The organism is Salinihabitans flavidus (assembly GCF_900110425.1).
Taxonomy (GTDB): Bacteria; Pseudomonadota; Alphaproteobacteria; order Rhodobacterales; family Rhodobacteraceae; genus Salinihabitans; species Salinihabitans flavidus.
In genome coordinates this window covers 1-21,230 of record NZ_FODS01000027.1, presented here as the reverse complement: position 1 = coordinate 21,230, position 21,230 = coordinate 1, and the positions used below count along the sequence as shown (strand labels likewise).

Genomic DNA, 21,230 nt, shown 5'->3' with positions numbered 1-21,230 from the left:
AGCCGATGGATCAGCAGGAAAGATCTGAAAGATGACCGCACATCATTTCCCGGAGGGGGGCCGATGACACCCGGCGCGCGGATTCAGGCGGCAATCGGCATACTGGACGAGATCCTTGCCGGGACGGCGGCGGAAAAGGCGTTGACCGGCTGGGCGCGCGCAAGCCGCTTCGCCGGATCGAAGGATCGCGCGGCGGTGCGCGACCATGTCTATGACGTGCTGCGGCGCAGGCGGTCGCTTGCCGCGCTCGGCGGGGGAGAGAACGGGCGCGCCCTTCTGATCGGACTGTGCCGCGATGACGGGCTGCCGCTCGACGACCTGTTTTCGGGGGCAGGTTACGCCCCCGCGCCGCTGACGGAGGCCGAACGCATGGCCGGGCGCCCGCCGGCGGCGGAGGGGGAGCGTCTCGATCTGCCCGACTGGCTCCTGCCGGAGATGCGCGCATCGCTGGGCGAAGCGCTGGAGGCCGAGGCCGGGGCACTGCGCCATCGCGCGCCGGTGATGCTTCGGGTGAACCTGCGCAAGGCGGATCGCGAAACGGCCATTGCCGCGTTGTCCGCTGACGGGGTATGCGCGCAGCCGCACGAGATTGCCGAGACTGCCCTTGTCGTGACCGACGGGGCCCGGCGCGTGGCGCAGGGCGCGGCCTATCGCGGCGGTCTGGTAGAATTGCAGGACGGCGCAAGCCAAGCGGCGGTGGAGGCGCTGCCGCTCTGCCGCGGGATGAAGGTGCTGGATTACTGTGCCGGGGGAGGTGGAAAACTTCTAGCGATGGCCGGGCGCTGTGACGCGCGGTTTCATGCGTATGATGCGGTCCCCGCACGGCTCCGGGATCTTCCTGACCGGGCGGCGCGCGCCGGGGTCGAGGCGCGAATCCTGCGCGCGGAGGAGTGCCGGGGCGAGGCCCCATTTGATCTGGTGTTCTGTGACGTGCCCTGCTCGGGTTCCGGAAGCTGGCGGCGTGACCCCGAAGGCAAGTGGCGCCTGACGCCGGACCGGCTTTCGGAGCTGACGCGCGTGCAGGACGCGATCCTGTCGGAGGCCGCGGAACTGGTCGCGCCGGGCGGTGTGCTGGTCTATGCCACCTGTTCGCTGCTCCGCGAGGAGAACGACGCGCGGATCACCGCTTTTACAGATGCGCGGCCGCGCTGGCATCAGACGTTTTCGCGGCAATGGCGGCTTGAGGATGGCGGCGATGGGTTCTTTACCGCTCACATGACGCGGTAATTGCGGGCACACCGATCGTTGCAGGAGCTGATTTTGGGATCTCTTAATATCTGCTTAACCGTTAGCCTGCCATATATGGGACAGTTTGGAATCACGCGTAAGGGCAGGTCTTGACCGATACCGGACTCACGTCGGGGCCCCTGGCCCGGATGTCCGACCGGCTTTATCGCAGGGTCGGGGCTATCGCTATCGTGGCGGTCGGGTTCTTCGTGCTGGCCTATCTCAGTGGCGATAGCCGTCTGAAGGCGCTGCTGACGATGGGCGGCGGCGTCGCATGTGCGCTGATCGTGCTTTTGTGGGCGCTGAGCCGGGCGATCCGGATGAAACGACGCTACGGGTTTTCCGCGCTGATAGACGCGATCGACAACAGCGCGGCCCCCCGATTGCTCTGCGATACTGATGGCGCCATGTGTCATGCCAACGGCCCGGCGCGCGCGCTGATGCCGGAAGGGGACGGGGGGCTTCTGGCCCTTTTGCACACACGAATTGCCGCCCCGGGTCTGGTGATCGAGCGGTTGCAGGCATCCGCGCTCGCCACTGGCACCGGGCGTGAGCAGATCGAGACGCGGCGCGGCATTCTCGATCTGCACGCAACGCGAGTGGCTGGAAACGCCGTTCTGTGGGAACTCGATGAACCGGAGGACCGCGCAACCCAGCCTGGAGGGGTGCCGCGCCTTCCGATGCTGACAACCGGACGGGACGGGACGGTCCTCTTCATCAACGCCGCAGCGCGCGATTTTCTCGGGGCACGCCCCAAGAGCTTGCCGGAGGTTTTTGCCAGCGGTCGGATCCGCATCGGAGAGGCCAATGACGTGCTCACGCGCGATGGGCCGCGGCAATGTCTTGTGGCCGAATTCGAGGCAAGCGCGGGCCGCCGCGAGATATACCTGCTTCCGGCGGATGTTCCGGCGGTGCGCGGCGGGGTGGTTGTGTTCGACGAGCTTCCGGTTCCCCTGCTGAAGGTGGCGCCGGACGGGCGGGTGCTTCTGGCCAATCGCATGGCCCGTGAACTCGTGGATCGGGAGATTACGCGCGACACGGAAATGAGCGATCTCATGGAAGGATTGGGACGCGCGATTTCCGACTGGCTGGCGGAGGCGGCGGTCGGGCACGGCCTGCATCATTCGGAATTCCTGCGCCTGAGAAGAACGGATCGTGAGGTTTTCATCCAGGTCACGCTGACCCGCGTGGTGGAAGGCTCGGATGTCACTCTAATCGCGGTATTGAACGACGCGACCGAACTCAAGACACTGGAAGCACAGTTCGTCCAGAGCCAGAAAATGCAGGCGATCGGGCAGCTTGCCGGCGGGGTGGCGCATGATTTCAACAACCTTCTGACCGCGATTTCAGGCCATTGCGACCTTCTGCTGCTGCGCCACGATCAGGGCGATCCGGATTACGCGGATCTTGTGCAGATCAACCAGAACGCCAATCGCGCGGCGTCGCTTGTTGGACAGTTACTGGCCTTTTCGCGCAAGCAGACCCTGCGCCCGGAGGTGATCGATCTGCGTGACACGCTTGCGGACCTGACCCATCTTCTCAACCGGCTCGTGGGCGAAAAGGTGACGCTCTCGCTGTATCATGACCCGGTGCTCGATTCGATCCGTGCGGACAAGCGTCAGCTTGAACAGGTGTTGATGAACCTCGTGGTCAATGCGCGCGACGCCATGCCCGACGGGGGCGAGATCACGATCAGAACCGAATGCCTTGCGCTCCATGAGCCGCTGACCCGTGACCGGGCTGTCGTGCCTCCGGGCCGCTACGTTTCCGTCAAGGTCTCGGACGTCGGTCGTGGCATCGCGCCGGACAAGATCCAGAAGGTGTTCGAGCCGTTCTATACCACCAAGCGCACGGGCGAGGGCACGGGGCTTGGCCTGTCGACCGCATATGGCATCGTCAAGCAGACGGGCGGCTATATTTTCGTTGACAGCGTGCTCGGGGCAGGCAGCAATTTCACCCTGCTTTTCCCGATGCATGACGTCTACGAGTTGCCCGGCACGATTGCCCGCGAGCCCCGGAAGACACGGGCGAAGCATCAGGGTGAGGGGGTGATCCTTCTGGTCGAGGATGAAGCCCCCGTGCGCACCTTTGCCGCCCGGGCGCTTCGGCTCAGCGGGTATACGGTGATCGAAGTCGGCTCGGCAGAGGCCGCGCTTGAGGCCCTGGACGATGACTCCCTGAACGTCGATCTTTTCGTGACCGATGTGGTGATGCCCGGCATGGACGGGCCCAGTTGGGTTCGCCGGGCACGCGAAACGCGCCCAGACGTGGGGGTGGTGTTTGTCTCAGGGTATGCCGAGGACAGCTTAGCGGAGAATCAGGCACGCATTCCAAATTCCGTCTTCCTGCCCAAACCCTTTTCCCTTGCCGATCTGACCGAGACAGTGCAGGCGCAACTGTCGTAGTATCCACCCAGAGGACAATGACGGGACAGCAGCCGGGTTTCCAATCCTCAGCGCGAGGTGCCCGGAAGTCCGATCGGCGCCCCGCGACGGCCTGCAAACGGGGTGCATACGAAAACGCAGGAGGGCGTCATAATATGACGTTTCCTGTCGGAAACGAACGGTTCGGGAACCTGTCCCGGCCATGGGAAAACAGTACTACAACAGGGTGATCGTGGCGGAGAGACAGGGATTCGAACCCTGGGACCCCGTGAAGGGTCAACGGTTTTCGAGACCGCCCCGTTCGACCACTCCGGCACCTCTCCGCGGGGGTCTGGAGGCGTCGTGTAATGGTCTTTTCCAAGGCGTGCAAGGGGGTTTTCATTGTCTGCGGATCCGTTTGCTTTACCCTCTGAGTCAAGTGGTCCCAAAGGTCCGAAGGAGTCTGCCATGTCGTTGCCGATCTATCGCTTTATCGCTGTATTCGCCTGTATCGTTCTGACGATCTGTACGTCGACGTTGGAGGCGCGCGCGGACGGTCGCGACCGACTTGAAGGGTTTCTTGAGGTGACAGGCTTCGATGTGGCGCTTGGGTCGATCGCCGATGCGGCTGGCGAGGCGCCTGAAATGCTTGGCCTGCCCGACAATGCCTTCGGGGCCGACTGGACCCGGCTCTCGGAAGAGGTGTTCGACCGTGAGGTCATGCTGGACAGGGCGCTCGACATTCTCGACGCCACGCTGGAGGACGATCTTCTCGAACACGCATCGCAGTTCTATGGGGGCGCCCTGGGCCGCCGATTGGTGCAAGCCGAAAACCGGGCCCACAGGGCCGATGATCGGACGATCCGGATCGAAGGTCAGGAAATCGTCGACCGGCTGCGCGAGGAAAATCCTGCCCGGCTGGCGTATTATGAACGGATGAATCATGCCATTGATCCCGAAGGCATCGCAGTTCGCGCGCTTCAGGAGGTGCAGATCCGGTTCCTGATGGCCGCCGCCGCGTCGGGGGTGGTGCAGTTGCGTCTGGACGAGGAGGGGTTGCGCGCAATGATGGCCGAAAACGAAGAGGCGCTGCGCGAGCAGATGGCGGCCTCCGCCCTCAGAAGCGCCGCCTATACCTACCGCGACTTTTCGGATGACGAGATACTGACCTATACCGAGGCGCTTGAGCATCCGGACATGCAGACGGTTTATGAGCTGATGAATGCGGTCCACTATGAGATCATGACCAATCGTTTCGAGGTCTTGGCGCACCGCATGGGAGAGCTTCATCCGGGACAGGATCTGTGATCCGCCTGCGGGGTCCTGTCTGCGTATTGCTGGCGTTGCTGTGTCTGCCTGTCGCGGCAGCCAGGGCCGAACCGGGCCGGGGCATCGACGCCGTGATGACGGCACTGGACATTCCCGGATTCGTCGCGGTCATGCGGGTGGAGTTGCTTGCGCAGGCGGACGAGATCGCCGGGGATCTGCTCGGCGGCAACACTGACGGATGGACCTCTGATGTCGGGCGCATCCTGAATGAAGACCGCATGACGGACTCCGTTCGCGAGGGGATCGTGGCGCGACTTGCGCCGGTCCATGTTCCGGCTGTTCTGAAATTCTTCGAGTCGGACCTGGGACAGCAGATCATCGCCTATGAGATCGAAGCCCGCTGGGAGATCCTCAATCCCGCGCTGGAAAAATCCGCGATGGCCGCCCCGGACCTGTTGTCCCCAGACGATCCGCGCCTTGCGCTTGTGCAGAAGCTCGGACGGGTCAACGATCTCATTGACTTGAATGTCGAGGGCGCCCTCAATTCCCGATACAGCTTCTTCCGGGGGCTTTCCGTCGGGGGCGGGTCCGAGATGACCGAAGAGGACATTCTCTCCACCGTTTGGCGGCAGGAGCCGGAGTTGCGCGCGCAAACCGAAGAGTGGCTCGACGGATACGGGCTTTTGGCGTACGAGGCCCTCAGTGACGCAGAATTGCAGCGATACATCGCGTTCTCCATCACGCCCGCTGGTCAGGCCCTGAACCATGCGCTTTTTGACGGGTTCGACCGGATGTATTCACAGATCAACTATGCCCTCGGGCTTGCCATGGCGCATGCGATCGAGGGAGAACGACTCTGAGCGTGCGAGGTCGCGCCATGGGGGGTTGACTTGGTCCGATGATCGCACGATAAGCGGGCATCCCGGCGTAAGGAGTCCCCTTGCGCCGTGTTTTGTTGACACATCAGCCCATCAAGGGCGCGCAGTCCGAGGCGGCAAGAGCCGGTAACACCGGAAACGGGGCCACAGGACGCGGGATACGCAAAGGAAGACAGAGATGTTCGCGGTTCTGAAAACCGGCGGCAAGCAATACAAGGTCCATTCTGGCGATATGCTTCAGGTGGAAAAGCTCGCAGCCGATGCCGGTGACAAGGTACAATTCAACGACGTTCTGATGCTGGGCGGTGACAAGACCGTCGTCGGCGCCCCCTTCGTTGCCGGCGCTGCCGTGCAGGCCGAGGTGATCGATCAGATCAAGGGCGACAAGGTCATCAAGTTCGTCAAGCGCCGCCGCAAGCACAGTTCCAAGCGCACGGTCGGCCACCGTCAGAAACTGACGCTCGTGCGGGTCACCGATATTCTGGCCGAAGGCGGCGACAAGTCGGGTGTGAAGGCTGCCTTGGGTGCGGGGACCGCACCGGCTTCGGCAACGCCGGTCGCTGCCAAATCGAAACCGGCCGCGAAGAAACCGGCCGCGAAAAGCGCCGCACCGGCGACCGATCAGGGTGCCAAGGACGATCTGACCGCACTGACTGGTGTCGGCCCCGCCGCTGCCGCCAAGCTTCAGGACGCCGGGATCACCAGCTTCGCCCAGCTTGCGGCCATGAGCGAAGACGCGATCGCAGCGATCGACACCGTGAAAATCAAACCCGAATGGGTTGAACAGGCCAAAGATCTGGCCAAGTAAGGCCCGAGGATAGGAGAGAAGCGATATGGCACACAAGAAAGCTGGCGGTTCATCCCGTAACGGCCGCGACTCCGCCGGTCGCCGCCTTGGCGTCAAGAAGTTCGGTGGCGAAGCGGTCATTCCCGGCAACATCATCGCGCGCCAGCGCGGCACCAAGTGGTGGCCGGGTCAGGGCGTGGGCATGGGCAAGGATCACACCATCTTTGCCACGTCCCAGGGCGCCGTGAAGTTCCACAAGGGCCTCAAGGGGCGCACCTTTATCTCGGTGCAGCCAGCTGCGGAGGCCGCAGAGTAAGCCGACCTTAACAGGCTCTTGAGACAAAGAGGGATCGGCGAAACCGCCGGTCCCTTTTCTGTTTCGGGGTCATCCACGCGCCGTGCGACTCTGCGGTGCATCAATCTTGAAGGCTGCCGGTCCGACAGGTCCCGAGTGCAGCCGTGATCTGATGGGAGGAAATGACGCATGAAACACGACGCGATCGTGACTCAGCCGGTGGTGGACACCGACCGCTTCATGCTGCGCCCTTTGCGGCGTTCCGACAAGGGGTTGATCGAGCTTCATGCCGGCGACCTGGCGGTGGCGCGCATGACGACATCCATCCCCCACCCCCTGCCGCCGGGCATGACCGAAGCCTATATAGAGCGCGCGCTCTCTGCCGAACGGACCGAAGATGTGTGGGCCATCGATGGCACGAAGGATGGCGGAGAGGAACTGATGGGGGTCATCGGTCTCAAGCGTCTGAGTGAAGTTGAAAAGCAATGTGAAGTCGGATTTTGGGTTGCACCGGCATTCTGGAATACCGGGCTTGCCTCTGCCGCCGTTCAGGCCCTGATCGACGCGAACCCCTGCGAACACGGCACCATGTTCGCCTCTGTGTTTCAGGACAACCCGGCGTCGGCACGGGTGCTGACACATTGCGGTTTCCAGTACCTGGGCGATGCCGAGAGCTATTCGGTTGCGAGACAAGCCACGGTGCCGACCTGGACCTACAGCCGCAAAATGAAATGACAAGATGATTGTGGTCGCCACCGCCCCTGCGTTATCAGACGGGGGCGCACGGCCTTGCAAGGATGACGCCCCATGAAGTTTCTCGATCTGTCGAAGGTCTATATCCGCTCGGGTAGCGGGGGCGGCGGCTGCGTGTCATTCCGGCGCGAGAAATACATCGAATTCGGCGGTCCGGATGGTGGCGATGGCGGCAATGGCGGGTCTGTCTGGGCCGAGGCCGTGGATGGTCTGAACACGCTGATCGACTTTCGCTATCAGCAGCATTTCTTTGCCGACAACGGGCAGCCGGGGCGCGGCCAGCAACGTACGGGCCGCACGGGCGAGGACATCGTTCTTCGGGTGCCCGTGGGCACCGAACTTCTTGAAGAGGATCAGGAAACGGTCGTCGCCGACATGACCGAGGTGGGCCAGCGCGTGTTGCTGGCCCGTGGTGGCAATGGCGGTTTCGGGAACCTGCATTTCAAGACCTCCACCAATCAGGCTCCGCGCCGCGCCAATGCCGGCCAGCCGGGGGTGGAGCGCACGCTCTGGCTTCGGCTGAAGCTGATCGCCGATGTCGGGTTGCTTGGCTTGCCCAATGCGGGCAAATCCACCTTCCTTGCGGCCACATCGAATGCACGGCCCAAGGTCGCCGACTATCCCTTCACCACGCTTTATCCCAACCTCGGGGTGGTCGGCATCGACAATACAGAGTTTGTCGTTGCCGATATTCCCGGCCTGATCGAGGGCGCGAGCGAGGGCAGGGGGCTGGGCGATCTGTTTCTGGGGCATGTGGAACGCTGCGCTGTGCTGTTGCACCTTGTGGATGGCACCTCCGGCACGCTCATCGAGAATTATCACACGATTATTCGAGAGATCGAGGCCTATGGCGGGTTTCTCGCTGAAAAACCGCGCGTCACTGTCCTGAACAAGATCGATTCACTGGATGAGGAAGAGCGCGGTTTCCTTCGCGACGAGCTGGAGGCCGCGGCAGGTTCGCCGGTTCTGCTCATGTCGGGCGTTTCGGGCGAGGGCATTCCGGAGGTGTTGCGCGCCCTGCGCGCCCGGATCGACGACGACCGTCTGCGTCACCGTGAACCCGAACAAGAGGAAACCGAGTCGTGGCGCCCCTGAGCACGGCGCAGCGCGTTGTCATCAAGATCGGCTCATCCCTTCTTGTCGACAGGGACAGCGGCAGGTTGCGCGGCGAGTGGTTGCGCGGAGTGGCGGAGGATGTGGCGGGCCTGAAGCGTAATGGCGTCGATGTGATACTTGTCTCCTCGGGGTCCATTGCACTGGGTCGCGGGGTTCTGGGATTGCCGCGCACAGAGTTGCCGCTGGAACAGAGCCAGGCAGCCGCCGCCGTTGGCCAGATTCAGCTCGCGCGGGCCTATGAAGAAGCGCTGGCTCCGCATGGCATCACGACGGGACAGGTGCTCGTGACTTTGGAGGACAGCGCGAACCGGCGGCGCTATCTCAATTCGCGGGCCACGCTGGCGCAATTGCTTGCACTGGGCGTTGTTCCCATCGTGAACGAGAACGATACCGTCGCCACGGACGAGATCCGCTATGGCGACAATGACCGGCTTGCCGCACAGGTGGCACTGACCACTGGGGCAGATCACCTGATACTCCTGTCCGACGTGGATGGGTTTTATTCCGGCAATCCGATGACAGATCCGGCCGCGCGGCGTTTCGATGTGATTGAGACCATCACACCCGAGATGGAGGCAATGGCCGGCGAAGGCACTTCCGGCCTGTCCAAGGGCGGCATGGTCACGAAGCTCATGGCGGCCAAGACGGCCACGTCCGGCGGATGCGCCATGGTGATCACCGAAGGGGGCGTGATGCGCCCGATCAAGGCTCTTCAGGAGGGGGCGCCCGCCACGTGGTTTACCGCTCAGGGCACGCCGCAACAGGCCCGCAAACGCTGGATCAGTTCGATGAAGCCGCAGGGCGAGATATCCATTGATGCGGGGGCGGCCACCGCACTTCGCAAAGGCAAAAGCCTTCTGCCTGCGGGTGTGACCTTGGTTGCCGGCGTTTTTACGCGGGGCGATCCCGTTGCCATTCTGGGGCCGGACGGGCGTCGAATTGGGCAAGGGCTCGTGGCCTACAGCGCGGCGGAGGCCGTCCGCATTCTGGGCCGCCGCAGTACCGAGATCGAGGAAACGCTTGGCTATCCGGGCCGCGCCGCGCTCATCCACCGCGATGACATGGCCCTTTGATCTCTCTCGTATTACAGTACGTCCGTTCAAGGCATCCAGATCGCACGCTCAAAGGCCTCTCATGATGAAAGACATAGAAAACATCCCCGCGCTGATGGCGGAAATTGGCACCAAGGCCCGCACCGCGGCAGCCGAGCTTGCCTTCGCCCCGTCAGACGCCAAGGAAAAGGCGCTTCTGACGGCCGCCGAAACCGTGTGGACCCGGCGAGCCGACATCATCGCTGCCAATGAAGAGGATATGGCCTTTGGCCGCGAAAAGGGGCTGAGCCCGGCCATGATGGATCGGCTGATGCTCGATGAGAGGCGCATTCAGGGCATTGTTGACGGGCTTCGGGCCGTCGCGGCGCAACCTGATCCCGTGGGCAAGGTGATGGCTGAATGGGACATGCCGTCCGGTCTGCACATCCGCCGTGTGCGCACGCCGCTTGGCGTGGTTGGTGTCATTTATGAAAGCCGCCCCAATGTCACCGCCGACGCCGGGGCGCTCTGCCTGAAATCGGGAAACGCCGTGATCCTGCGCGGCGGATCGGAAAGTTTCCATTCCTCCAGCGTGATCCATGCCTGTCTTGTCGAGGGGCTGAAGGCCGCCGGTCTGCCGGAACACGCGATCCAGCTTATCCCGACGCGCGATCGCGCCGCCGTTTCGGAGCTTCTGACCATGACCGGAACGGTGGATGTGATCGTGCCGCGCGGCGGTAAGGGTCTTGTCGACCTGGTGCAACGCGAGGCGCGGGTGCCTGTCTTCGCGCATCTCGAAGGCATCGTGCATATCTATATTGATGCCGAAGCCGATCCCGCGAAGGCGCTTGATGTGGTCATGAATGCCAAGACCCGCCGCGCCGGAATTTGCGGCGCGGCGGAGTGCCTTCTCCTTCACCGCGACATCGTGGAGACGGTGGGGCAGGGGGTCATCCGCGCGCTTCTGGACGCGGGTGTGCGGGTTCATGCCGACACCGCGTTGCAAAAGATCGAAGGCACGATCCCGGCCATGGAGGACGATTGGGGGCGCGAATACCTTGACATGGATATTGCGGCAAAGGTGGTGAACACGGTCGACGATGCCATTGCCCATATCCGGCGCTATGGCTCCGGCCACACCGATTGCATCCTCACGGAGGATGACGCGGCGGCCGACCGCTTCTTTCAGCGTCTCGATAGCGCGATCCTGATGCGAAACGCCTCAACCCAGTTTGCCGATGGCGGGGAGTTCGGGATGGGGGCGGAGATTGGCATTGCCACCGGCAAGCTGCACGCGCGCGGCCCCGTCGGGGCGGAGCAGTTGACGAGCTTCAAGTATCTTGTGGATGGCGACGGTACGGTGCGAACCTGATCCGGCAGCGGTGTTCAGAAGCCGAGCGTGACCCGGTTTTCAGCCAGCTCGATTGTCAGCTTTCGTCGAAGGTTGGCAACACTCTCGGGCAAAAGGGCGAATTGCACCCGCGCCGGCGTGATGGTGTCCGCGACTTTGCCGCGTTCAAGGTCAGACCAAAGGGTGTCTTCGACCCTGAGTTTTTCGTGGGCGCCCTCCACCTCCCATTTGCCATGGGTATGGTGCACCGAGATCGCCCCGCCATAGGGCAGGGCGCTTTCCACGCACATGATCGCAAGGAAGATGGGGCACAGCTCCATCCGAAGGATATCGCCAGCAGGATGCCAATCATACTGCACACGTCCGCCATTGCCCATATCGCGCAGCATGGCGCGCACCTCCGGCTCTCCGACCAATTCTGTCAGACCGGCATGTCCAAAGGCCACGCGGAAAAAGCGGATACGCGCATTGGCGTTCTCGACGCTTTCGCGGATGAGATCGAGTTCCGGCCCCGCCGCGCCGCCGGACATTTCCAGAAGCTCAAGCCCATTGCCAATCGCGCCCACCGGGCTGACTAGGTCATGGCAGATACGAGAGCCTACCAGAGCGGCGAGTTTCACTTTAGGCTGATCCATATTTCCCTCGGAGGTGAGCCCTTGTCATGCATGAACTGAACGATTTTCTCGAGCCGGGAATGCTGGTGCGCCACCCCGACCGGCCCGATTGGGGGACCGGGCAGGTGCAGTCGAATATCGGTGGCCGGATCACCGTCAATTTCCGAGAGGAGGGCAAGGTCGTCATTGACGGCTCCAGAGTTACGTTGATCCCGGTGATGGAACCACCGAAAGATTGACTAAAGGTAAATTCAGCCTTTGTGAACAACGTCGTCGCCTTGCCGGCGGCACTTGGTTGGTTGTGCTTGCATTTCGTCTTGCCTAAAAGCGGGTTCACTGATCAAAAGGCCCTCGCGCATGACCGGTTCTGCCCCCGTCTTTACTTTGAAACTGGCCGAAACCGACGCCGATCTGGTCGCGGCGCAGCGGCTGCGCTACCGGGTGTTCGTGGAAGAACTCGGTGGCTCAGGGGACATGGTGGACCATGAAAACCGTCTGGAACGCGACCGCTTCGATCCGTATTTCGACCATCTGATCCTGATCGACGAGGCCCGCAGCGTCCCGCCCGAGGATCGCGTTGTGGCCGTTTACCGATTGCTGCGGTGCGATCAGGCAAAACAGATCGGACAGTTCTATTCAGAGGATGAATTCGATCTCTCGACGCTGCGCCGAAGCGAGCGAAAGCTGCTGGAGCTGGGCCGGTCCTGTCTTCATGCCGATTATCGCGGTGGATCTGCGATGTTTCACATGTGGCAGGGCCTTGCCGATTATGTCGCGCGACATGAGGTCGAGATCCTTTTTGGAACGGCCAGCTTTCATGGCACCGATATCGCCGCGCTCGCCGAGCCGCTCAGCCTGCTTTATCATCGGCATCTCGCGCCCGAGGACCTGCGCGTGCAGGCCCATTCGTGGCACTACCAGCCGATGAACCTGATCCCCGAGGCGCGAATCGACAGGCGCCGCGCAACGCTCAATACCCCGGCGCTGATCAAGGCATATCTCCGACTTGGGGGCTTTGTTGGCGACGGGGCTTATGTCGATCATGTCTTCAATACGACCGATGTCTGTCTCGTGATGGATACCGAACGGCTCAATACGCGGCAGAAATCCCTCTACATGCGCGGGGCGACAGCGTGAATCCGACCTGGAAAGGGGAAGGGACCTATCCCGATTTTCCACGCATCACGGTGGCAGGCTGGGCGCGTGTTGCCCTGCGCGGGTTTCTTGCACTGATCCTGATCCTGACCGGGTTGGTCATTCTTCTGCTGTTGCGGATGGCCGAGCGCCCGTTTTGCGGTGCCGGCCGCCCCCTGTCCGCCTATCCTGTTCAGGTCGTAAGCCGGCTGATGCTTGTGTTGCTGGGATTGCGTTTGCGCACACAGGGCGCGCCCATGCGCCAGCCCGGTGTGCTGGTGGCCAATCACTGTTCCTGGCTCGATATTTTCGTGCTCAACACGCGCAAACGCGTCTTCTTCGTCTCAAAGTCCGAGGTCGCCGAATGGCCGTTGATCGGCGGTCTGGCCCGTGTCGTCGGTACGCTTTTCATCACGCGAAATCCCCGCGACGCGCGGGTGCAAACCGATCAATTCCGCGAACGGCTGGCGGTCGGTCATCGCCTGCTCTTCTTTCCCGAAGGCACGTCGAGCGACGGACAGCGCGTGCTGCGTTTCAAATCGACGCTGTTCGCGGCCTTCTTCGACCCCCCATTGCGGGATCGCATGATGGTTCAACCCGTGAGCGTGGCCTATCGCGCTTCGGCGCACCACGATCCTCGTTTTCTGTGCTGGTGGGGGGACATGGAGTTCGCTGCGCATGCCCTTCAGGTGCTCGCACATGGTGGCGGAGCATCGGTCACCGTTGTCTACCATCCGCCGGTCGCGGTGATCGATTTCCACGACCGCAAGGCGCTTGCCGCCTATTGCGAGGAAACTGTGCGCGCGGGTTTGGCACAGGCCGTTGCCTGACCGCGAAAATATACCGATTGGCCTTGCGTCCTCGTGACAAATGACATACCTCGCGCGTATTCAAATCCGCAGGCGGGGTTTGGGCTCGTGCAGGGGAGACATCCCTGTCGGTCCGCCGGTTGGAGCATCCGCTCTTACACTCCCCCGTCAAGGCGCAAACCGGAAAAGGAAATACACGCATGGCTCTTCCCGAGTTTTCCATGCGCCAGCTTCTCGAAGCAGGCGTTCACTTCGGCCACCAGACGCAACGCTGGAACCCCCGCATGGGCGAGTTCATCTATGGCGCGCGCAACGGCATCCATATCATCGACCTGACACAGACCGTTCCGATGCTCGACGCGGCCCTGAACGCGATCCGCGAGACCGTCGCCAAGAATGGACGGGTGCTGTTCGTCGGCACCAAGCGTCAGGCCTCTGGCCCGATCGCCGATGCCGCCGAAAAATGCGCGCAGTATTACATGAACCACCGCTGGCTGGGTGGCACGCTGACCAACTGGCAAACCGTGTCGCGGTCGATCAACCGTCTGAAGGAAATTGACGAGCGTATGGCCGGTGGTGCCGAAGGGCTGACCAAGAAAGAGCGTCTCGGAATGGAGCGTGATCAGCAGAAACTGCAAGCATCACTCGGCGGTATTCGCGAAATGGGCGGCGTGCCCGATATGCTCTTTGTCATCGACGTCAAGAAAGAGGCGCTTGCCGTCGCCGAGGCCAACAAGCTCGGTATTCCCGTCGTGGCCGTGGTCGATACCAACTGCGCGCCCGAGGGGATCGATTATATCATTCCGGGCAATGACGATGCCGCCCGGGCCATTGCGCTCTATTGCGATCTGGTGAGCCGCGCCGCGCTTGACGGTATGACCGCTCAGCTTGGCGCCGCTGGCGTCGATCTTGGCGAGCTCGAAGATGCCCCGACCGAAGAGGCCGTCGCAGAGGAGGCTCCGGCCACCGATGCTGACGCCAACGCCAACGCGTAGGTTTTACATTTCTGATACCGGGGCAGGATAAGCCCGGCCCCGGCACATGACCCCATTAGAACGAGGAGAGCCAGCATGGCGATCACAGCAGCTATGGTCAAGGAACTGCGCGAAATGACCGGCGCAGGCATGATGGATGCGAAGAAGGCCCTGACGGAAACCGATGGTGACAAGGAGGCGGCGATTGACTGGCTGCGCACCAAGGGTCTTGCCAAGGCCGCCAAGAAATCCGGTCGCACCGCGGCTGAAGGTCTCGTGGCCGTCAAGGTCGAGGGTGGAAAAGGCGTCGCTGTCGAAGTGAACGCCGAAACCGACTTTGTCGCAAAAAATGCCGACTTCCAGTCGATGGTTGGTGACATTGCCGCCGCTGCGCTGAAGGTGGACGATATCGAAGCGCTGGCTGCTGCCGATCTCGGCGGCAAGACCGTTGCTGACACCATCACCGACAAGATCGCGACGATTGGCGAGAACATGACCCTGCGCCGCATGGCCTCGGTCGAGGGTGAGACTGTTGTCTCTTACGTTCACAATGCTGCGGCCAATGATATGGGCAAGATCGGTGTTCTGGTCGCTCTCAAAGGGAACGATGAGTCGTTCGGCAAGCAGGTGGCGATGCATATCGCCGCCGTGAATCCCGCCTCTCTTGGTCAAAGCGATCTGGACCCGGCCCTTGTCGAGCGTGAAAAGGCCGTCCTGACGGAGCAGGCCCGTGAATCGGGTAAGCCCGAGAACGTGATCGAGAAGATGATTGTCGGCCGGATGAACAAGTTTTTCGGCGAAGTCACACTTCTAGGACAGTCTTTCGTGATCAATCCCGACCTCACGGTGGAAAAGGCCGCGCAGGAAGCGGGGGTGGAAATCCTTGGGTTCGTCCGTCTCGAAGTTGGTGAGGGGATCGAGAAAGAGCAGGAAGATTTTGCTGCCGAAGTGGCCAAGGTCGCGCAAAGCTGACGCAACTGCCTCAAGATCGAAGTCAGGGCGCTGTGGCAAAACCACGGCGCCCAATTTTTGTCAACTATAGAAAGAAAAACGGTGCCGCACTGCTGTGCGACACCGTTCAAACTCGGAAGCATCAAACATGGGGATGAAACGACGCACCCGATGGCGCCGGCCGCCGAGGCGGATCAATACACCCCGAAGACCGACTTCCGGTCAAACCGGCGATCGGAAGCGCCCTGAAATCACAGGGATTTTCCGACCGTTGTTCCCAGGCCAAAGCCACCACTCACGGAACCTCTCGATTTTTGCAGTTAACCAAATATTAGGAAAGTGGGGGAATCCTGACCTTTTGGAAAAATATGAAAGCTTTTGAGGTCACTGCTCCAGAACGAAAATCTGGTTCTGGAACGTCGCTTTTAGAACGGCCTGTGCGGTTGTTTCGACGTTGAGCGCCTCTCGTGCAAGTCGCAGGTGCTTTTCAACAGTGGCCGGCTTGCGCTGCATCAGAACGGCAATGTCCTGCACGGTCTTGCCATCGCTCACCCATTCGAGAACCTCCCGTTGTCGCTTGGTCAGTACACGTTTGAAATGGGTGTATGGCAGCGTCAGGATTTTCAGGTGCGCGACATTATTCATCAGGACGATCTCATCGCCATGTTTCTGCCAGATGGCATCCACATCGTCCTGTGTCATGCCGCACCGTGCGGTCAACGCGATCGCTGCTTTCGCCCGAACAGAGACCGAGTTGAAGCTGATCGTGTAACCGGCGGTCACGCCCATACGCCGGTTGAATTCGAGAACCTCTTGTTCCGCCCTGCTCAACGCGTGGCATTTGACCTGTTCGGACAGAATGCGCCAACTTTGTGCGCCGTGATTCCTCAGGGCCCAACGCACCATCGGCGCGTTCAGGTACAGTCTGTCTCCGATAAAGGCATCGACATAGGCCCGGTCATGATTGCTCAGGACAACAAAGTCGTCGGGATCTCCGATAGAGTGCCGTGATACAAAATTCGTATAGCCGTAAAGCAACCGATCAAACCCGAACTCCGCCATCTTGGCAGTATGCATGCGCCACAGCTCTTCCAGCGTGGGGGCATTGGTCAGATTGCAGAGATATTCGAAAATCATCCGCCTCGATCCCGCAGATTTCCGACAAGCGCATCGAGCGCGAGCAGATACCCGCGCGGGCCGAATCCGCAGATCTGCCCGATGGCGACTGACGCGATATAAGATTTGTGCCGGAAGGGTTCGCGTGCGTGAATGTTGGACAGGTGCAACTCCACCACTGGCAGTTCGGTCGCGGCAATCGCATCCATAAGGCCGATGGACGTATGGGTATAGGCGCCAGCATTCAGCACACAGCCCGCGTGAACACCGCGCGCCTGATGAATGGCGTCGATGAGGGCGCCCTCATGATTGCTTTGGACACAGACGACATCGTGTCCGAGCCTCGCACCATGGTCGAGGCATTGGGCCTCGATCTGGTCTAGGGTTGTGCTGCCATAGATATCCGGCTGCCGTTGCCCGAGCAGATTCAGATTAGGTCCGTTAAGAACGAGAAAAGACGCCATCGAAGTCCCCATATTGCACATTTATTCATAAACGCGCAGGGTTGGCGCTGTCTAGCGTCAGTTGCGCCGCTACATTCATCTCTCTTCAATTGATGGCAGCCTCGGCTGTGAAGGTGGCATTCGGGCCACATCGGGGCCGGGCAAAGCCCTGAACGGGGCTCTACCCGCTGAGCAACCGGGGCACCCAGAGCACCAGAATCGGAAAGCTCAGAAGCAGCAGCACCCGGATAATCTCTGCCGCGAAGAACGGTATCACGCCCTTGAACGTCTCGATCATGGGGGTGTCCTTGGCGAGCGCAGAGATCACAAAGACATTCATTCCGACCGGCGGCGTGATGAGGCCAAGCTCCACCACCACCAGAGCAAGGATTCCGAACCAGATCTTCAGGTCTTCGGTGGACATGCCGAAACCTGAACCCTCGGCAGTCATGTAAAGCCCGCCGTTGAGGTCGACGAGAACCGGCCAGAAGAAGGGGATCACCAGAAGGATCATCGAAAGGCTGTCCATCAGGCACCCGAGAAAGATGAGACCAAGCAGGAGAAGCGCCATGACCAGCATAGGTGACATGCCTGTGGCAATGATCCATTCGGCGGTGGCCTGTGGCAGACCGATGCGCGACATGTAGATCTTCATCAACTCCGCGCCAAGCAGGATCAGATAGATCATGCCGGTGGTGCTGGCCGTCTCCTTCAGCGCATCAATCAGATCGCCAAAAGACAGCTCACGCGACAGCGCGCCATAGGCCCACACCAGTGCCACACCCACAGCCGCCGCAGGGGTCGGATTGTAGAACCCGGCGTATATCCCGCCGAGCACGATTCCGAAAATCAGCAGGACCGGCAGGACGCCGATGGTTGCCGCGCGAAACTCCTGCCGGTCCACACCGCCGTGGCGAGGCGCGGCATCGGGCCAGATCGCAACATAGACCGCGATGGTCAGCAAAAACAGAACCACGGCGAGCAAACCGGGGAGCATGGCCGCGGCGAACATCGTCACCACATTCGCCTCGACGATGATCGCATAGATGATAAGCACGACAGAGGGCGGGATCAGAATGCCCAGAACCCCTCCCGCGGCCAGAGATCCGGTGGCAAGCGCGCCGGAATAACGATATCGCCTCAGCTCGGGCAGCGCGACGCGCCCCATGGTCGACGCGGTCGCCAGTGATGACCCGCAAACCGCCCCGAAGCCCGCGCATCCCGCGATTGCGGCCATGGCCGTGCCGCCGCGCAACCATCCAAGCCAGGCATTGGCCCACCGGAAAAGCGCCGCGCTCAGCCCCGCGCGTGAGGCGAGACTGCCCATCAGGATGAACATTGGCACCACCGACAGGTCGTAGATCGAGAACTGCCCATAGGCCAGCGTCTTGAGCTGATTGAACAGCAGGTCGCTCCCGTTCACGATTGCGATTCCGACCCCGCCGACAAAAATCATCGCGTAGGCGATCGGTATGCGGATGGCGATCAGCAGAACCAGCACCACCAGAGAGCCGATGCCCAGGGAAAGGGAGTCGATCATGCGTGTTTCGCCTCTGCAAAACTGTGCAGGCTATCGCGCAGGGACAAACCCGCCGCGACGGCCAGCAACGCCAGAGAGATCAGGATCGGAACGAACCCCCACCAGAGCGGAATCTGAAGGATCGCGGTGGTGTAGTTATAATCCTTCTGGTTCAGCAAGCCATGATACATCCGCCAAAGCAGGATGCAGGCGAAGATCAGCGCCATGAGCGAGGCCAGAAACTTGAAAAACGCGATAAGGCGCGGTCCGGCGCGGGCGGTGAAGATATCAGCTGTGACGTTGCCGCCAATCAGTTCGCAATAGGGCAGAAAGGCGAACGCCGCCACCGCAACCCCGATTTCGGTCAGTTCGAAGTCCCCCGGAAAGGGTTTCCAGACAACGCCTCCGATCACAGAGACCACGTTGACAATAACCACAACCAGCAGAAGGACACCTCCCAGCAATGCCCAGAGGGTGATCAATCGGGCAGCCGCCCCGGCAAGACCGGGGCGGCTATTCATTTCGACGTCAGACACTTACATTGCCCCGGTATTGTCGGCGATCAGATCCCGGGCTTTTTCCACCAAATCGTCGCCGTCAATTCCTTTGGCGGACACATCCTCGATCCAGCGATCGACCACCGGGGCCAGCGCATCGCGGAAGGCTTGCGTCTCTTCCTCGGTCAGTGTGATATGCGTGTTTCCGGACTTCACGGCAAGCTCGATGCCGAAGTTATCCGTTCCACGCCAGACCTCACCAACTTTGCCCCACCAGTCGCGCCCCGAAGCATCCCGGAACGCCTGCTGAATGTCGTCGGGCAGGCCATTCCAGCGGTCCGCGTTCATGGACACCTGGAACGAAGTGCTGCCGAACCGTTCCTTGTCGTGGCCCTCGATCTGATATTCGGTCTGTTCGTGAATCTTCAGCGGCGGGATGATCTCCCACGGAATCATCGCCCCATCCACCACGCCTTTCTGAAGGGCGGGGGGCAGTTCCGGCACCGGCATGGCAACCGGAGAGGCGCCAAGTGCCTCGATCGCCCAGGCGCCGGTGCGGGTCGGAATGCGCAACTTCTTGCCATCCAGATCGGCCGGGGTGCGCACTTCCGTGTTGCGCATATGCAGGCCCTGACCCGCGTGAACATGCAGGAACATCACTTCGACGCCTTGGTATTCCTCTTTCAGGTCGTCTTCGAACATGTCGAACATCGCGAGATTCGCTGCCACCGGATCATTTTTGAATACGGTGGGCAGTTCGAACACCTCGGTGCGCGGGAAAAGTCCCGGTGTATAGCCGTTCACCGTCCAGACCAGATCGACAACACCGTCGCGGGCCTGCTGGATGAGTTCGGGGGGCCGCCCGCCAAGCGTCATCGACGGGTAGATCTCGATCTTCACGCGTCCATCGGAGTTTTCCTCCACCTGACGCGCCCAGGGTTCGAGCATCTGGGTCTGCGCGGGCGCTTTGGCCCCGAGAAAATGATGCAGCTTGAACGTGAAGTCCTGTGCCTGTGCTGCCGTGGCTGAAACCAGCCCCGCCATCACGGACATCGCCGCGAATTTGAGTCCTATACGTTTCACTTCTTTCCTCCCCTTCATTTGTGGTGCGCGGTCGCGGCATGGCGATTGTCGCCAGCCTCGCCGATCACCCATCGTCCAACACCTACTCTGTTCATCGGACGCCGCCCTGTCCAGAGACTGAGGGCGGCAATCGACCCAACATATCCGCGATCAGTGCGGCGATGTGGTCCGGGCTTTCGATACAGGGTAGATGCCCCGCATCCTCCAGCAAATGGAATTCCGCACGCGGTAGCGCCTCGCACAAAGCTGTCACAAGGGCAGGGGGCGTGGCCAGATCCGCCCCGCCGGCCACGCAGATCGCCGGTTGCGTGATGCGCGCCGCCTGCGCCGTCAGGTCCGTATCCCGGATCGCCTCGCAGGTGCGGGCATAGCCCTCTGACGGGCAGCGGATCAGCATGTTGCGGTAACCGCGCACCGTTTCAGTTTCTGTTTCCATGAAACGGGCCGAGAACCACCGCTCGAGCACCGCGTCGGCAATCGGCTCCATTCCGGCATCGCGCACCGTCTCTATCCTCGGGGTCCAGATCTCGGGTGTGCCGATGGCAAGGCCGGTATTTGACAGGATCAGACCTGCCACAAGGTCGGGCCGCGCCACGGCAAGCGACTGGGCGACCATGCCACCCACCGAAACACCGCAAACCAGCGCGTCCGAAATCCCGAACCGATCTATAGCGGCGCCCGTGTCATTGGCCAGACCGGAGATTGTGACCGGCCCCATATCGCTCAGGCCATGTCCGCGTTTGTCGAGTCGCAGCACCGGGGTCTCGGCGGGCAGGGCTGCCACAACCGCATCCCAGATCCGAAGATCCGTGCCAAGCGAGTTGGCAAAGACAACCGCGCGCCGACCTCTTGCGCCGGCGCGGAAATCAACGTGAAGCACCCGCCCGTCGGTTTCAACAAAATCTCTCATACCGCAGCCCTGAGCCCCAGTATCTCGCGCGCCTGCGCGGGACTGGCCACCGGGCGTTCGTATGTCTCGCAAAGCGCCGCCGCCCGTTGCACCAGCGCCGCGTTGGAGGG

General features: G+C 61.6%; 23 protein-coding genes and 1 tRNA gene. 15 read left to right on the top strand and 9 right to left on the bottom strand.

All coding sequences use genetic code 11. From position 1 onward, the window contains the following. Positions 1 to 63: 63 nt before the first annotated feature. Positions 64 to 1,227 (top strand): RsmB/NOP family class I SAM-dependent RNA methyltransferase, encoded by a 1,164-nt coding sequence (locus BMW66_RS16615; protein WP_093120107.1) that lies wholly within the window; start codon positions 64 to 66, stop codon positions 1,225 to 1,227. Between the two features lie 149 nt (positions 1,228 to 1,376). Beyond that, complete coding sequence (locus tag BMW66_RS16610) at positions 1,377 to 3,632, top strand: hybrid sensor histidine kinase/response regulator (RefSeq protein ID WP_093120105.1); 2,256 nt, start codon at positions 1,377 to 1,379, stop codon at positions 3,630 to 3,632. 212 nt (positions 3,633 to 3,844) lie between these two features. Here the strand turns inward: BMW66_RS16610 and BMW66_RS16605 are convergent. Continuing rightward, a tRNA-Ser gene (locus BMW66_RS16605) sits at positions 3,845 to 3,934 on the bottom strand. Positions 3,935 to 4,058: 124 nt separating this feature from the next. Here BMW66_RS16605 and BMW66_RS16600 point away from each other — a divergent pair. The 8 genes from BMW66_RS16600 to BMW66_RS16565 all read left to right on the top strand — a co-directional run bounded on the left by BMW66_RS16600 (position 4,059) and on the right by BMW66_RS16565 (position 11,091). After that, entirely contained in the window at positions 4,059 to 4,898 is an 840-nt protein-coding gene (locus BMW66_RS16600; RefSeq protein WP_093120103.1) for a DUF2059 domain-containing protein, read from the top strand. Then, positions 4,895 to 5,719 (top strand): hypothetical protein, encoded by an 825-nt coding sequence (locus tag BMW66_RS16595; RefSeq protein ID WP_139196205.1) that lies wholly within the window; start codon positions 4,895 to 4,897, stop codon positions 5,717 to 5,719. Before BMW66_RS16600 ends, BMW66_RS16595 begins: the two co-directional genes overlap by 4 nt. A 196-nt stretch (positions 5,720 to 5,915) precedes the next feature. Next, positions 5,916 to 6,545, top strand: a complete 630-nt coding sequence (locus BMW66_RS16590) for a 50S ribosomal protein L21 (protein WP_093120101.1) — start codon at positions 5,916 to 5,918, stop codon at positions 6,543 to 6,545. Between the two features lie 25 nt (positions 6,546 to 6,570). After that, the gene (gene rpmA / locus BMW66_RS16585) at positions 6,571 to 6,840 is read left to right on the top strand and encodes a 50S ribosomal protein L27 (RefSeq protein ID WP_093120100.1); all 270 of its coding nucleotides are present in this window, start codon (positions 6,571 to 6,573) and stop codon (positions 6,838 to 6,840) included. Positions 6,841 to 7,008: 168 nt separating this feature from the next. Beyond that, a complete protein-coding gene (locus tag BMW66_RS16580; RefSeq protein ID WP_093120098.1) occupies positions 7,009 to 7,554 on the top strand; it encodes a GNAT family N-acetyltransferase in 546 nt (181 codons plus the stop codon). A 72-nt stretch (positions 7,555 to 7,626) separates the two neighbouring features. Beyond that, on the top strand, positions 7,627 to 8,667 hold the full coding sequence (gene obgE / locus BMW66_RS16575; RefSeq protein ID WP_093120097.1) for a GTPase ObgE: 1,041 nt from the start codon (positions 7,627 to 7,629) through the stop codon (positions 8,665 to 8,667). Beyond that, the gene (gene proB, locus BMW66_RS16570) at positions 8,655 to 9,761 is read left to right on the top strand and encodes a glutamate 5-kinase (protein ID WP_093120095.1); all 1,107 of its coding nucleotides are present in this window, start codon (positions 8,655 to 8,657) and stop codon (positions 9,759 to 9,761) included. The genes obgE and proB overlap by 13 nt, the downstream gene beginning before the upstream one ends. Positions 9,762 to 9,825: 64 nt before the next feature. Continuing rightward, a complete protein-coding gene (locus tag BMW66_RS16565; protein WP_093120094.1) occupies positions 9,826 to 11,091 on the top strand; it encodes a glutamate-5-semialdehyde dehydrogenase in 1,266 nt (421 codons plus the stop codon). Positions 11,092 to 11,105: 14 nt separating this feature from the next. On the opposite strand, the gene BMW66_RS16560 is transcribed toward BMW66_RS16565, so the two are convergent. Then, the gene (locus BMW66_RS16560; RefSeq protein ID WP_093120093.1) at positions 11,106 to 11,705 is read right to left on the bottom strand and encodes a histidine phosphotransferase family protein; all 600 of its coding nucleotides are present in this window, start codon (positions 11,703 to 11,705) and stop codon (positions 11,106 to 11,108) included. 26 nt (positions 11,706 to 11,731) lie between these two features. Between BMW66_RS16560 and BMW66_RS16555 the strand changes: the two genes are divergently transcribed. The 5 genes from BMW66_RS16555 (at position 11,732) to tsf (ending at position 15,573) form a co-directional block, all read left to right on the top strand. Then, complete coding sequence (locus BMW66_RS16555) at positions 11,732 to 11,923, top strand: DUF3553 domain-containing protein (protein ID WP_093120092.1); 192 nt, start codon at positions 11,732 to 11,734, stop codon at positions 11,921 to 11,923. A gap of 118 nt (positions 11,924 to 12,041) precedes the next feature. Then, positions 12,042 to 12,821, top strand: a complete 780-nt coding sequence (gene olsB, locus BMW66_RS16550; protein ID WP_093120091.1) for an L-ornithine N(alpha)-acyltransferase — start codon at positions 12,042 to 12,044, stop codon at positions 12,819 to 12,821. Beyond that, complete coding sequence (olsA, locus tag BMW66_RS16545) at positions 12,818 to 13,648, top strand: lyso-ornithine lipid O-acyltransferase (protein ID WP_093120090.1); 831 nt, start codon at positions 12,818 to 12,820, stop codon at positions 13,646 to 13,648. The genes olsB and olsA overlap by 4 nt, the downstream gene beginning before the upstream one ends. Before the next feature lie 179 nt (positions 13,649 to 13,827). Next, the gene (gene rpsB, locus BMW66_RS16540; RefSeq protein WP_093120089.1) at positions 13,828 to 14,622 is read left to right on the top strand and encodes a 30S ribosomal protein S2; all 795 of its coding nucleotides are present in this window, start codon (positions 13,828 to 13,830) and stop codon (positions 14,620 to 14,622) included. 75 nt (positions 14,623 to 14,697) lie between these two features. Continuing rightward, a complete protein-coding gene (gene tsf, locus BMW66_RS16535; RefSeq protein WP_093120088.1) occupies positions 14,698 to 15,573 on the top strand; it encodes a translation elongation factor Ts in 876 nt (291 codons plus the stop codon). A 363-nt stretch (positions 15,574 to 15,936) separates the two neighbouring features. Here the strand turns inward: tsf and BMW66_RS16530 are convergent, their stop codons facing one another. The 7 genes from BMW66_RS16530 to BMW66_RS16500 form a co-directional block, all read right to left on the bottom strand. Next, on the bottom strand, positions 15,937 to 16,689 hold the full coding sequence (locus BMW66_RS16530; protein ID WP_093120087.1) for a LuxR family transcriptional regulator: 753 nt from the start codon (positions 16,687 to 16,689) through the stop codon (positions 15,937 to 15,939). Then, positions 16,686 to 17,132 carry a type II 3-dehydroquinate dehydratase gene (gene aroQ / locus BMW66_RS16525; RefSeq protein ID WP_093120086.1) on the bottom strand — a complete coding sequence of 149 codons (447 nt, stop codon included), beginning with the start codon at positions 17,130 to 17,132 and terminating at the stop codon, positions 16,686 to 16,688. The genes BMW66_RS16530 and aroQ overlap by 4 nt, the downstream gene beginning before the upstream one ends. Positions 17,133 to 17,292: 160 nt before the next feature. Next, positions 17,293 to 18,651: a TRAP transporter large permease gene (locus BMW66_RS16520; protein WP_093120085.1), complete on the bottom strand. Its 1,359-nt coding sequence runs from the start codon at positions 18,649 to 18,651 to the stop codon at positions 17,293 to 17,295. After that, complete coding sequence (locus tag BMW66_RS16515) at positions 18,648 to 19,166, bottom strand: TRAP transporter small permease (protein WP_245729522.1); 519 nt, start codon at positions 19,164 to 19,166, stop codon at positions 18,648 to 18,650. The genes BMW66_RS16520 and BMW66_RS16515 overlap by 4 nt, the downstream gene beginning before the upstream one ends. Then, positions 19,167 to 20,210 (bottom strand): TRAP transporter substrate-binding protein, encoded by a 1,044-nt coding sequence (locus BMW66_RS16510; RefSeq protein WP_217639328.1) that lies wholly within the window; start codon positions 20,208 to 20,210, stop codon positions 19,167 to 19,169. 91 nt (positions 20,211 to 20,301) lie between these two features. Then, positions 20,302 to 21,120 carry a 3-oxoadipate enol-lactonase gene (pcaD, locus tag BMW66_RS16505; protein WP_093120083.1) on the bottom strand — a complete coding sequence of 273 codons (819 nt, stop codon included), beginning with the start codon at positions 21,118 to 21,120 and terminating at the stop codon, positions 20,302 to 20,304. Continuing rightward, a partial coding sequence (locus BMW66_RS16500; protein ID WP_139196203.1) for a 3-keto-5-aminohexanoate cleavage protein occupies positions 21,117 to 21,230 on the bottom strand: 114 nt, incomplete at its 5' end. The genes pcaD and BMW66_RS16500, both read right to left, overlap by 4 nt.